The following is a 12,853-nucleotide window of genomic DNA, read 5'->3' as shown; positions in this document are numbered from 1 at the left end:
GCATTCGACTACATTGGCGACCGACCCGCCTTCAGCAGTAAGAGGACCCACGGTGCGCGTATCGCTCGATGTGGTGCACAACGATCTCGACGACTTCCACAACGAGAGAGTCCCGAATCGCTTCCTGCGACTGCGCTCGGACAACGGCGCCGTCCACCGAACGGGTTCCGGCACGGCGGGCACCTTCGCGCAGATCATCGAGGCGCTACCCGAATGCAGCCCGTGCTGGCTTCTGTGCCATTTCAGCTATTTCGACACCTCCGGCGATCCCTGTCTGGAACCGCTCATCCTGTCGTGGGCCCCACCCGCCCTCCGAGGCAGGACCGGCGCACGCCTGGTGCTGGGCGCCCAGCGAATCGGCGACTACTTCTCCCCCTCGCTGCCCCAGATCCTGCTGTATCGACGCATGTCGCACGAGGAGGTCGCCCACTTCCTGCGCTCGCTGGCGCGGGTCTGACGGGAAGTGGGCCGTTCGGTCGGGAGCGTCGACTACCGCCGGATCACATATTCGGAGACCGCTGCAACGCCCCGGTGCCGACCGGTGCCGGGACGCTGTCGCGATTGGGAGTCATGACCTGCGGTGACCGCACCGGCGCGGCCTCGGCGAGATTTTCGGCCAAGGAGATCGGTGTGGGCACCGACGTCGCCGGAAGGTGTGCGTCGACACATTTCACCAGCTGGCGAATGGTGAACGGTTTGAGCAGGTAATCGTCGGCGCCCGCCGCCATCACCGCCGCGATCATCTCCGGATCACGGCTCGCCGACACGACGACGATGGGCGTCGGCGCGAGCGCCCGTATCGCCTTGCACACGGCGACGCCATCGATATCGGGAAGCACGAGATCGAGCAGCACCAGCCGTGGACGCGAACGCATGAATTCGGTGATGGCCCGTTCACCGGAGCCCGTCACACACGGCCGCAGACTCTGGCCCGCCAGCACGATGCCGATCATTTCCGCGATCGCCCGATCGTCCTCGACGACCAGCACCTCCGCGGGCACCGCCCAATAATCACGCAGGCACACAGGTCTGTGTTGCTTGCGAGCGGCGGAGCGCCGCGACCCCGGTGGGTACTGACTCATGCGCAGGTCCTCCCAGACACCAGTCGAAACGCTCCGTCGGATCGCTCCGAACCGCGCTTCCCTCGACCGCGGCGCAGTGTGCAACCGCTATCGAATGAGATCTCGACGCTATGTGTGAACAAACCGGTTCGCAATACCGGTCGGTCTTTTTGTGGAGGTTGATACCGGTCGGTATCGGCCCGCTACCCTCTCGTTACCAATCCGACGCCCAGTTCCGGGGTGCGTAACCAAAATGTTGCCAACAAGGTTTCAGTCTTGAATTGTTCCAGGTAAGCGCGATATCGAATGGTTCTCCAGACGATACTTCTCGCGTCCCCCACATCAAGAAGCGACCGACATCGTGATGCGCAACGGCTTTCTCCCGGTTGCGACGGCCACCGTAGATCACGGCCGCGCAGCGTTCGTGTCGACCTCCGCGACCGAGCGCGCGGACTTCGCAGCGATAGATTGCGGCCTTCTCGCGCCGTCGGGTGGCGTGACGTCGCCGCGACGTCATGTTCTAGAGTTACGTGCGCGACTGGCGTCACGTGGAGCTGACCACGAGGAAGCGCAAGACCGGAGTGTCGTCCGCCTGGGTGCTCCCGAATTCGACTTCGGGAAGTGGTGCACGACTATGGCTTTGCGGTACGGAATGAATCCGCATCAGCAGGCGCGCGTCATCGACGGCAGCGGCGATCACCTCAGGGTGTTGGCTGGTTCCGCGTCGATGATCAACTACCTGGATGCACTCAATGCCTGGCAACTCGTTTCCGATGCGCGACGGACAGTCGGTAAGGCGGCAGCTGCCTCGTTCAAACATGTTTCCCCTGCGGGCGCGGCGTTGGCGGGTCCACTCGACGACACCATGCGCGAGAGCTGGGGGTTGGGCACCGCGCGGCTGGGATCCGTTGCCGCAGCGTATGTCCGGGCGCGTGACGCCGATCCCCGGTCGTCGTACGGGGACATGGTCGCGGTATCCGAACCCGTGGACGACGAGCTGGCCGAAATGCTGGCCGCGGTGGTGTCCGACGGCATCATCGCGCCGGGATACGCACCCGGGACCGTCGCGAAGCTGGCCCGCAAAAAGCGAGGGCGCTTCCTCGTCCTCGAGATCGACCCCGCCTACCGGCCGCCGTCGACCGAGATCCGCACCGTTTTCGGCGTCGCGATCGAGCAGGACCGCGACCACCGACCGATCACCGCGGACCTGCTCGACGCTGTCGACGGGTCCGCGCTCACCGATGCCTCGATCACGGATGCGTTGCTGGGCATGATCACCGCCCGCTTCACCCAATCGAACACCGTGGTCTTCGTACGCGACGGCATGACCATCGGTGTCGGAGCCGGACAGCAGTCACGCGTCGACTGCACTCAATTGGCCGGGGCCAAGGCACGAACCTGGTGGACACGCCGCCATCACAGCATCCGGAGCTTGCCCCTACCGGCGAACCTGCCGCGGCAGCAGCGACTGAACTGGCAGATCGCCTTCGCCGCAGGCACTCTCACCGCGACACAGCACGACGAACTCGCACACCTTCTGCTCGGGTCCGGCGTCGCGATCGAAGCCATCGAAGCCGCAACTCGGAGCCGACGACTCAGCGGCCTCACCATGGTTTCCGACGGCTACCTGCCGTTTCGCGACAACGTCGACGTCGCGGCCGAACACGGAGTCGCGGTCATCGTCGAACCGGCGGGAGCACTCCACGGCGACACGATCGTCCGCGCATGCCGCGAACACGACATCGCACTCGTCCGCACAAACCGCCGAATGTTCCATCACTGACCGGAGCCGACGACAACCGGGTTTCAAGACCGAAGCCCTCGCCGCGATCGACCCGTTCAGAAAAGTGGCAACCACCGGACCCATACCCCTCGCCCGGCGTTCACGGCTCGGCATGATCGCGCCGATAGCGTCGGGTCCGTCGATGTACGACGAGATCCACGTCAGGGGTCGCGATGGGCCACCACGAGCCGTCCCGCAGAACCGTCCTCACCGCACTGCACTTCGGCGAGGAGGTGAGCGGTCAGATCGTGCCCGCGGTACCGACCGGGGTGCGGCAGGAGCCCGGCCTCGCCCCCTATCCGGAGGTGATGCTGGACGCGCTGCTCGCCGATGTCCGCGCACCGGACCGCGACGTCGACCACCTCGTGCTCGCGGGCGACCTGACCAATGACGGCACCCCCGGCCAATCCCGCGAGCTCAGGCGCAGGCTCGATGATTGGGGCGAATTCGGCCGAGATCTGTTGGTGTGCCGAGGAAATCACGACCGGCCTCGAATCGGCGCCCAGTGGCAGTCCGGCCCACGGCTGCGGGCAACCGGGCATCACGACTGCTGGGGCGCGCATTTCCTCCCTCGACAGCGCATGGTCGAATACGACGTGGGCGGGCTGCGGGTGATCGGGCTCGACACGACCGAACTCGACGGCTCCGGCGGGAAAGTGGACGCCGAGCAGATGTCCGCGCTGCGCTCGGTACTGAGCGCCGAACCGGACCGGCCGACAATGGTTTTCGGTCATCACCCGGTGACGCGAGCCTCGGGCAGGACCAATCCCGGTGGCCCCGGTTTCATCCTCGATCGGGACGACGCGGCCACTCTGCACCGACTCTACGCGCGCGCACCGGGGGTATTCCTGCACCACAGCGGACACACCCACCGAAACAGACGGACGAGCCCGGACTCCCCCGTCCCGGTGGAATTCCTGGAAGTGGCCTCGATCAAGGAATACCCCGCCGGTTACTCGCTGCTACGACTGTACGAAGGCGGCTACATGGTCACTTTCCAGACCACCCGATCCGAAGCCGCCCGGCGCTGGAGTGCCCGTTCCCGCACCCAACTGTTCGGGTTGCAGTCACGCTACAGCCTGGGTTCACTGTCCGACCGGAACCACGTGGTGCACCGGGACCTGTCCGGGATCGAGCCCGCCCGGGTCACGGTAAGCGGCAGCCCGCGACGGAGGTGATGGTCACCGACCCGGGATTCGAGAAGACCGACACCTCGGTCCGTGGCGGGCTGCCGCGATCTCACTCGGGGAGGGCGGATCCGCCGGATATCCCAGCGGTGTCGCGCGGCCGCTTGCGGTTCACCCGACGAATACGGCGCCGATCCCCCGGACCGATACTTCACGAAATCTGAACGATTCCCGAAGTCCAAGTTTATTGTTCGGCCCGTCGGCGTTGGGCACACTGCACTGGGATCGCGGGTGCGATTCCGGACAGGGTCGAGTGGGAGGGAGCGGCGTATGTGTTGTCATCGTCGGCTCCGCGACCGCTCGAAGGGCACTCCTCGGACCATGTTCTGTCCGAGTTGCTGTCGTCGCTGAGCCCCTCCCCGTCGCGCCGCTGACGCGCGCTGCCGTTGAACAACAACTCTTTCCGCGCGATTCCCTGCGATCACGTCGTGGTGATGGAGCGGGGCCACATCCATCGCCTCCCACGAAGGAGCACTTCCATGACCTCCACGATCGATTCGGGATTCCAGACCTCCGACCTCCTCTCGACGCTCGGCGCGCGCGAATCGGCGCTGGGCGGTTTCGGTCCGGCGACGACCGGACTCGCCGCCGACGCGATCCGCCTGCTCGGCGGGGTGCCCGCGAACGAGGCGCTGCCGGTGGCGCAACTCGGGCGCGCCTTCGCCGAGACGCTGGCGGATCCGGCCGAATCGGCGGTGGCGCTTCAGTATTCGGTGGTGCACGGGATCGAGCCGTTGCGCGCGTGGGTCGCCGAGCACGAGGGCACCGCCGCCGACCGCGTCCTGATCACCAACGGCGCCTTGCACGGGCTGAGCCTGTTGTTCGCCGCGCTGCTCGATCCCGGCGATATCGTCGCGGTGGAGAGCCCGACCTTCCCGCTGGCCTTGCGTCTGCTCGGGCACTACGACGCGCGAGTGGTTCCCGTCCCGGTCTCGGCCGAGGGGCTGGATCTGGATTCGCTCGAACAGCGGCTTCGCGACGGCCTGCGGCTCAAACTGCTGTATCTGATCCCGGATTTCCAGAACCCCACCGGGACGACGTTGTCGGCGGCCGATCGTGCCCGCGCGGTCGGCCTCGCCGAGCAGTACGGATTCGTCGTCGTCTCCGACAATCCCTACCGGGACCTGCGATTCGCGGGCACGGCCGTCGACGACCTGAGTGTCGACAGCGACGCGGTGGTCCGGGTCAACACCTTCTCCAAGACGCTTGGCCCCGGGCTGCGACTGGGCTGGATCGTCGCACCGAGTCGGCTGGTCCCCGCACTCACCCGGCTGCGGTCCAATACCGATCAGCATTCCTCGCTGCTCACCCAGACCGCCGTGGCACGACTGTTGCACACACCGGGGACCTTCGACGGAATTCTGTCCACGGCGCGTGACCTGTATCGGGACCGCGCGGCGGCATTGGCCTCGGAACTGCGCGACAGTCTGCGCGGTGCCGTCGAGTTCGATGATCCCGAGGGCGGAATCTTCCTGTGGGCCGAGGCCACCGACCCCGCCGTCGATCTGGCCGCGGTCAAGACGCGAGCCAACGGGTTCGGCACCGATTTCGCTCTCGGCCGCTACTTCGATCCGGACGGCGCGGTCCGTTACACCGACCGATTCCGGCTGGGGTTCAGCAACAACACTCCGGAGGATCTGCGCATCGCGGTGCGGCGGGTCGCCGCCGCGTTCGCCGCGGAGTGAGCCGCGTCGGCGGTGAGCGGGTCACGTCCAGCCATGCCGAGGTCGGCGATGAACGCGAGAACAACCGGTTCTCATCACAATGCACAGTCCACGACAACGAGGCGACCGATCGTCCTCCAAGGCAAACGGCGCTTCGCTGCTCCATCCCAGATGCCGTGCCCACCTCCGTCGTCGCGACTCTCGACTGTCATATCGTCGCCCGCCGGAGTGCGTCCGGCAAGGTGGTATACGTCCCCGGCGTCGGCAAAGTCCGTGCGTGGCGTAATGACGACAGGCGAGTTGCTCGGCGTATGGGGCACTCGGATCGATGCGCGAGCTATGCCTGACGAGATAGGTTGTGGCGCATGATATTCGGTGAGCGCATTATCAGGTAGAATTACGGAATGGCAATGAATGGGGTTGACTCATTGTCGGTTGTTCCGGCCGATGTGCAGGATCTGGGCCGATACCTACACGAGACGGTGATGGGCATCCAGTCGGCCCTCGACGGTGCGGCTATCGACATCGATGATGTGCTCGATGGTTCATGGACCGGTGTCGCTTCCGACGCGTTCCGTTCAGGTTGGAGCGATGTCCGGGACAGTGGGAACGCGATTGCTTCTGCTCTGAGCGATATGGCGGAGAAACTCGGAATTACCGCGCAGACTTACCAGGCCCAAGATCAGGCCGCTGCCGCCGATCTCACCACCACCGTCAGCAGTCTCGATCTTCCGGGACTGCCGTGAGTGGTGAATTCACATTCGACAGCAACGAAATCGAACAGCTCGTTGCCCGGCTCTCGGGATTGGCCGGTTTCATCGCTGAGCGCCTCGAGGAGATCGACCGCAGAGTGGCGGGCATCGCTGAGTCCGGGTGGAACAGTGTGGCTGCCGCCGCGTACCAGGAGGCACATCAGCGGTGGGCCTCCGATGCTCGGGAGTTCGCTACCGGGATCTATGAGATGAGTGATGCGGCGAAAGCCGCCCATGAGTCCTATACCCGTGCGACGGAGGCGAACTTGAAGATGACCGGGGGCTGACTTGCCTGTTGTGGCGCCGCAGACGCATTACACAGCTGCGGATAACTGCTACCGGCTGTCGGAAGATTTCCAGGTGTCGTACAACACCCTGCAGGCCACCCTCAACGGAGCGGGAGCGACACCTGGAACCAGCGGGATGGCCGGACGGTACGAGGCTGTCGCGGCATGGTCGCGCAGCTATGATGAGCGTGCAAGCGCCCTTGTTACAGCAGCAACCGGTTTCGCAAGAGCATTAACACATTTCGCCGATATCGCGATCGCGTCCGGATACAACTGGGAATGGTCGGAGTATGCGGCGAACCGAGATCCGAACAAGGGGCCGGGCCCATCGTCTCCGCGGGCGATTCCGTCCGAATTGCCGTATGGGGCAGCGATCGCTGTAGGCGTGGCCTCGTCGAAACGCAACGGGAGTGGTCTCGAGTCCGACTTTCCGGAGCTGTACGACAAGATCACTGCCCAGCTCGCCGGTGGCGGAATACCCGACGGGGATACTGACAAGCTGGCTCGCGCTGCTGAGGCATGGCGCCGCTTCGCCGACAGCGTGCCGGTCTTCGGCGCGGAATCCCGGTTGAAGGGCGTAGCGGATGGATTGTCCCGCTCCGATGCACCGGACATCCCGAACCTGGTCGCGCATCTCAGGACACTCGCTGCGGGTGCAGATGAGATCCGATTGGCTGCCAACGATCTCGCTGCGGCGACCACTCATCATCACGCCGCGCTGGTCTCAGTCCGCTCCGAGGTCAACACCGGGGTCGCCGCGATTATCGTCGGTGCGTCGATCACGATCGCCGTCACCGTCGTGTACATCCGCAATCCTCGTGCGGTCGCAGTGGAAGGTGTCACACTCGACAGCGCGGCAACGGCCGCCGCAGGTGCGATTGGATCATTCTTCACCACATTGGCGGGGATCCAGTTCGGCACAGCCGCACTTGTCACGACCGGGATCGCCGCCATCGCCGCACTGACGATCGCGTCGATTGCCAACAGCGATGACGGCAGCGGAACCGCAAACCCGCAACCCGGTGAGTCCGCTGCTACCAGCAGCGCAGCGGCAAAAGTTCCGAATCTCCAAGGCAAGACACTCGATGAGGCCGAGCGCGCTATCGAGAACCAGGGCTTCACACAGAAGGGCGAGACCACGGGTGGCTATCGACGATACGTCCATTCCGATGGTAGCCAGGTATGGATCAGGCCGGATGGAGAGGTCATACGCCTCGGACCGAAGGTGGATCCCGGCCCGAACGCCAAGAACTATCATCCGAGGATCGGCCCGGACGGGCAGCTCACCGACAAACACTCCACCGGAGAGACAGTAATTCGATGACGAATATCGAGAACGTATGTGCTGCTGCGCCGCATTTCGGTGGGTACTTCATCGATCGGCTCGCACTGGTACGAGGTGCCGAGGGCGACACACTCGACGTGGGATTGCATTGGGGACCTCAAAAGCCCGACTACTATCTGTCTTTCGAACGGCTCTACTACTTTTCGATCAGCCGGTTTCCGGGACCTGATGCCGAACCGCTGGACAAAGTGGAGGCGACGATCCTCGAGCCCGGTGATGAGCCGTGGCCTGTCGGCTTGTCGGTCAATGCTCGACGGTCGCTGTCGCTACCTCGGCTGCTCTGGTTTCGGACCGAGGGGCCGGTCCGGCTGGTCGTGGTCGCCGCCGTCGCGACCATGTTCACAGAGAACGCGTAATCGCCGCCGTGGCTGAGATCGCGCTTGCGGGATGGTGGCTGGATCGACAATCTCGCCCGTGTCTGCCACCGAGCACCTGTTCTCGTCGGAGGGGGTGCGCGGAGCCGCTCGAGCACCGGTGATCAGCTCTGACGTGTGTGGCGGCACACCTGGTCCGAGCGCGGTGAGTCATGCCGCCCCGGCATGCCCGAGCCGATTCGGCTGTTAGCGGCTATCCGCCGCCCCCAAGGCGACGGTGAGCTCCAGGATCGTGCCCGGGTCGGTGAGACGCTCGCCGTACTGTTCGCGGAGTTGGCCGATCCGGTAGCGGACCGTCTGAGGGTGGACGTGGAGTGACGCGGCGATCTCGTCACGTCGTCCGTGGTGGAGTAGCCACGCGCGCAATGTCTCGATCAGCTTTTCCCTTGTCGCCGGCCGCAGATCATCGAGTGGGGCAAGCACTTTGGTCCGCAGGTCGGACAGTGCGATCGGGTCGGCGCGCAGGACAATCTCGGTCAGGTAGTCATCGGTGTCGACGACCGGGCCGGAGCCGAGATCCATGTCGATACTTCGCATGACGCGGTGCACCGAGGCCGCGGCGTTCTCCCACGGTCTGACCGGGCCGAGGACGGCGCGGTGATCGGCCGACGCGCGGACCAGTCTCGTTCGGGTCCTCCGGTTCACATCGGGAAGCAACAGCACGAGCCACTGCTCGCCGGTCCGGTCGGCGACGTTGTCGGGTAGCCGCAGTGTCCGCGGATCGAGTTGTGCGGCGATGACGCGTTCGGCGCCCTCCGACAGGGCCACGGCGGTCAGCGTGCGGGGTGGCCGCCACTCCGCACGTTCGGCCGCCGCCGCGAGATCGTCGACCGACGCGCCCGCCAGAATCTGCTGGACGAGACGCTCACGATTGCGCTGACGTGACAGCCCGCTGATCGCGAGTTCCTCGGCATGTCCGGCCACGCTGTAGGCCGAGAGACGGTCGATGTAGCCGAACATCAGTTCCGCGAGCAGTGCCAGGATGTCCCCGGGCAGTCCGTGGGACACGGCGATGCCGCTCAACTCACGCCACGCGACGGTCGCCCCGGTCCGGTAGGCGGCGAGCAGGACGTCGGTCGAGCGTCCCTGGCGGGCCTCACCGCGTCCCAGCGAATACGCGCCGTCGAGACTCGGTCCGGCCGCGGCGACGTCGGTGTCGTCCGGTGGAGGCTCGGTGGACTCCTTGATGAAACCTTGAAGTGCCTGCTGTACAGCGCCTTCGATGATGCGGCCCATCCTGCCGCTGAAAGCGTCGGCGTAGCTGGGCACTTCCGCGATGACCGTTGCCACCGTTCGCTCGGCCACCGTCGGCAGTGCCGACCACATGGCATCGATCACGGCCTTCGGCAGATCCACCTGCGCTGACACCATGGATTTATCCTCTGCGAACAAAATTGGCCCATTTTTTCACGCATTCAGGTCAAGATTTTACACTTCCGAGCGCCCAGTATGGAGTAATGACACATTCGTTGGCAGAGCAGACCGCCGTTGTGGCCCGAGTCGCCCGACGTCGGGTGCGTCGGCTGGCCGAACTCGTCACCACCCCGCTGGTCCCCCAGGACTTCGTCGATCTCGTACGGCCGCTGCACAGTCGCACCGACCCGAGGGGGCGAATCGAGTCGGTCGTGGCGGAAACGGCCGATGCGGCCACGATCAGGATCCGTCCCGGCCGAGGGTGGCACCGCCCCGTCGCCGGACAGTATGTGCGCATCGGTATCGACGTCGACGGCGTCCGGCAGTGGCGCGCCTATTCGATCTCCTCACGACACGACGACGGCACGTTCACCATCACCGTCAAGGCGGTACCCGACGGGGTCGTCTCGTCCCACCTGGTCGATCGGGCCCGGGCCGGAACGATCGTGCAGCTCGATCAACCGTCGGGCGAGTTCGTCCTGCCCACCCCTCGGCCCGCCAAAACGCTGTTCATCACAGCCGGGAGCGGCATCACCCCGGTGATGAGCATGCTCCGCGAATCCTTGCGCGAACTCGACGACGTCGTACTCGTGCACTCCTGCCCCACCGCCGAGGACGCCATCTTCGGCGCCGAACTGCGCGCGCTGGCCGCCGACCGCCGTATTCGCCTGGTCGAACGGTTCACCACCGGCGGTGGACGTCTCACCGTCGACGACCTCCTCGCGGCGGTGCCGGATCTGGCGGAACGTTCCGCCTGGGCGTGCGGACCGGCGCCGATGCTCGACGCGCTCGAACAGCACTACCGGGAATCCGGTATGGCGGATCTCCTTCGCACCGAACGCTTTCGGGCCGCCCCCGTCGTCACCGGAGTCGGCGGCAGCGTCACCTTCACCCGCACGCGGACGTCGGTACAGACCGACGGGGCGACGAGCGTGCTCGACGCGGGTGAAGCGGCCGGAGTGCTCATGCCCTCGGGATGCCGGATGGGCGTGTGCTTCGGATGCGTGGTTCCCCTGCATCGGGGGGCCGTCCGAGACCTCCGCAACGGTGACCTCACCACCGCCGCCGATTCCGGAGACGGCGTACTCGTCCAGACTTGCGTTTCCGCAGCCGCGGGTGCCTGCGAAATCGCTCTCTGACCACCGGACAACAGACTGGGAAACTCATGACCGCGATACAGAAGAACCCGAACAGCCCCGTGGCACACCTGAGCGCCGAGGACATCGAGACGCTCGGCCGCGAACTCGACACCATTCGCGACCAGGTCCTCGCCGACCGTGGCGCGCAGGACGCCGCCTACATCCGTGAGGTGATCACCACCCAGCGCTCGCTGGAGGCGATCAGCCGAATCGTGCTGTTGGGCTCGATATTTCCGCCCGCCTGGCTGCTCGGCACCGCTGGGCTGTCGATCGCGAAGATCCTCGAGAACATGGAGATCGGACACAACGTCATGCACGGCCAGTGGGACTGGATGCGCGATCCGAAGATCCATTCCACGACGTGGGAGTGGGACAACGCTTCCCCGTCCGATCAGTGGAAGCACTCCCACAACGAATTGCACCACACCTATACCAACGTATTGGGCAAGGACAACGACCTCGGGTACGGCATCATGCGCGTCGACGAGGACCAGCCCTGGTCACCCCTGCATCTCGGCCAGCCCCTGTGGAATCTGCTCAATGCCTGCTTCTTCCAGTACGGCATCGCCGCATACGATCTCGAACTCGGGAAGAATCTGAGCGGCGAGCGCCGACGCGATCCGGGGTTCCGCGCCCGAGTCGGCGCCACACTGCGCAAGATCGGCCGCCACGCCACCCGCGACTACCTGCTCCACCCGCTCCTGTCGGGAATATCGGCCCCGACCACCTTCACGGCCAACCTGACCGCGAATCTCCTCCGCAATCTGTGGACCCATTCGGTCATCATGTGCGGTCACTTCCCCGAAGGCGTGCAGACGTTCGAGAAGACATCGATCGACGGCGAGACGCGGGGTGAGTGGTACCTGCGGCAGATGCTGGGGTCGGCCAATATCGAAGGGAGCGCCCTGCTGCACCTGATGACCGGGAACCTCTCCTTCCAGATCGAGCACCACCTGTTTCCCGACCTGCCAAGCAACCGCTACCAGGAGATCGCGCCGCAGGTCGAGCAACTCTTCCAGCGCTACGGCCTCACCTACACCTCGGGTCCGATCCACCGCCAAGTCGCCTCGGCGTGGCACAAGGTGATTCGCCTGTCCCTGCCCAACGACTTCCTTCGGACGGAGGAAATCGAAACCGTCGCGGCGGAGGTCGCCTCGGAACGTATCGAGGGACCTCTCATCAGCAGGTGAGATTCGCTGCCCCGGATCGGGCGAATGAGACATGCACATGGTCGTAGTGATTCTGGGTCGGGTCGCCGCGGTCCTCCATGAACGACCAGCCGCCGCCATCGTTGTAGCGCTGCTGCCAGATCACGTAGGTAACGCCGAACCGCGCTTTGTTGGCCAGTACGAACGCAGCGATCGCATTACCCTGGGCCGGGTTCGACGTCATGATGTCGAGCGCGAGACCGGCAGCGTGATCATCGTTGCCGTAGCGCCCCTGCGCGCCACCGATATCGGAAATCCCGAACATCTGCTGCACCATGTAACTGACCTGCGCGACATGCGGCTGGGTGCCCTTCCACTCCGTCCCGCACGGGAGTTTCGCCTTCCGAGCCGAGGGTGCCGCCTCTTCGTCGTCTGCGGCAATCGGGCGTAACCTCGGCGCCGGCGCCGGCGCCGGCGCGTCATGCGCCAGGACGGGCAACGAATCGAGCTCGATAGCCGACGGCCCCGGCACCGAGACCGCACTGATCTGCTGCACTTCGGACCCGCTCGGCCGCACCGCCGTCCAGAGCATCGCGGGCACAGTCGCGGCGAGACTGCAAACAATCAGGGAGGTGCGGCCTGTGGGCGCCGCGGGGCCGCGATGTCGACCGGACGTTTCAATCACCAGCTAGTGTCGAGA

At 65.3% G+C, this 12,853-nt stretch carries 13 protein-coding genes and 1 riboswitch; of the genes, 10 read left to right on the top strand and 3 right to left on the bottom strand.

The annotated features are described in order from the left end of the window. Window positions 1-52: 52 nt before the first annotated feature. Window positions 53-457 carry a hypothetical protein gene (locus JZ792_RS01705; RefSeq protein ID WP_216905952.1) on the top strand — a complete coding sequence of 135 codons (405 nt, stop codon included), beginning with the start codon at window positions 53-55 and terminating at the stop codon, window positions 455-457. A 43-nt stretch (window positions 458-500) separates the two neighbouring features. Here JZ792_RS01705 and JZ792_RS01700 read toward each other — a convergent pair whose 3' ends face one another. After that, window positions 501-1,001, bottom strand: coding sequence for a response regulator (locus JZ792_RS01700; RefSeq protein ID WP_216905950.1), 501 nt, complete (start codon window positions 999-1,001; stop codon window positions 501-503). A gap of 584 nt (window positions 1,002-1,585) precedes the next feature. Further along, window positions 1,586-1,666: riboswitch (ZMP/ZTP riboswitch) on the top strand. On the opposite strand from JZ792_RS01700, the gene JZ792_RS01695 reads away from it, so the two are divergent. The 7 genes from JZ792_RS01695 to JZ792_RS01665 all read left to right on the top strand — a co-directional run bounded on the left by JZ792_RS01695 (window position 1,654) and on the right by JZ792_RS01665 (window position 8,435). After that, entirely contained in the window at window positions 1,654-2,844 is a 1,191-nt protein-coding gene (locus JZ792_RS01695) for a hypothetical protein (RefSeq protein ID WP_498044234.1), read from the top strand. Its footprint overlaps the riboswitch before it by 13 nt. A 173-nt stretch (window positions 2,845-3,017) precedes the next feature. Next, complete coding sequence (locus tag JZ792_RS01690) at window positions 3,018-4,022, top strand: metallophosphoesterase family protein (RefSeq protein WP_216905947.1); 1,005 nt, start codon at window positions 3,018-3,020, stop codon at window positions 4,020-4,022. 488 nt (window positions 4,023-4,510) lie between these two features. After that, on the top strand, window positions 4,511-5,716 hold the full coding sequence (locus JZ792_RS01685; RefSeq protein WP_216905945.1) for an aminotransferase-like domain-containing protein: 1,206 nt from the start codon (window positions 4,511-4,513) through the stop codon (window positions 5,714-5,716). Between the two features lie 383 nt (window positions 5,717-6,099). Continuing rightward, on the top strand, window positions 6,100-6,441 hold the full coding sequence (locus tag JZ792_RS01680; protein WP_216905943.1) for a type VII secretion target: 342 nt from the start codon (window positions 6,100-6,102) through the stop codon (window positions 6,439-6,441). After that, complete coding sequence (locus tag JZ792_RS01675) at window positions 6,438-6,734, top strand: WXG100 family type VII secretion target (protein WP_216905941.1); 297 nt, start codon at window positions 6,438-6,440, stop codon at window positions 6,732-6,734. Before JZ792_RS01680 ends, JZ792_RS01675 begins: the two co-directional genes overlap by 4 nt. A 73-nt stretch (window positions 6,735-6,807) precedes the next feature. Beyond that, complete coding sequence (locus JZ792_RS01670; RefSeq protein ID WP_216905939.1) at window positions 6,808-8,058, top strand: PASTA domain-containing protein; 1,251 nt, start codon at window positions 6,808-6,810, stop codon at window positions 8,056-8,058. Continuing rightward, a complete protein-coding gene (locus JZ792_RS01665; RefSeq protein ID WP_216905937.1) occupies window positions 8,055-8,435 on the top strand; it encodes a hypothetical protein in 381 nt (126 codons plus the stop codon). The genes JZ792_RS01670 and JZ792_RS01665 overlap by 4 nt, the downstream gene beginning before the upstream one ends. 204 nt (window positions 8,436-8,639) lie before the next feature. On the opposite strand, the gene JZ792_RS01660 is transcribed toward JZ792_RS01665, so the two are convergent. Continuing rightward, the gene (locus JZ792_RS01660) at window positions 8,640-9,824 is read right to left on the bottom strand and encodes a PucR family transcriptional regulator (RefSeq protein ID WP_216905935.1); all 1,185 of its coding nucleotides are present in this window, start codon (window positions 9,822-9,824) and stop codon (window positions 8,640-8,642) included. A gap of 86 nt (window positions 9,825-9,910) precedes the next feature. On the opposite strand from JZ792_RS01660, the gene JZ792_RS01655 reads away from it, so the two are divergent. Further along, window positions 9,911-11,005, top strand: a complete 1,095-nt coding sequence (locus JZ792_RS01655) for a ferredoxin reductase (RefSeq protein WP_216905933.1) — start codon at window positions 9,911-9,913, stop codon at window positions 11,003-11,005. A 26-nt stretch (window positions 11,006-11,031) separates the two neighbouring features. Next, on the top strand, window positions 11,032-12,195 hold the full coding sequence (locus JZ792_RS01650; RefSeq protein WP_216905931.1) for a fatty acid desaturase family protein: 1,164 nt from the start codon (window positions 11,032-11,034) through the stop codon (window positions 12,193-12,195). Here the strand turns inward: JZ792_RS01650 and JZ792_RS01645 are convergent. Then, window positions 12,185-12,745 (bottom strand): VldE C-terminal domain-containing protein, encoded by a 561-nt coding sequence (locus JZ792_RS01645; protein WP_216905929.1) that lies wholly within the window; start codon window positions 12,743-12,745, stop codon window positions 12,185-12,187. The two genes, JZ792_RS01650 and JZ792_RS01645, sit on opposite strands and share 11 nt — an antisense overlap. Between the last annotated feature and the right edge of the window lie 108 nt (window positions 12,746-12,853).

It is taken from the genome of Nocardia noduli (assembly GCF_019038455.1).
Classification (GTDB): Bacteria; Actinomycetota; Actinomycetes; order Mycobacteriales; family Mycobacteriaceae; genus Nocardia; species Nocardia noduli.
The sequence above is the reverse complement of the archived record's forward strand: the minus strand, read 5'-3'. Positions and strand labels throughout refer to the sequence as shown.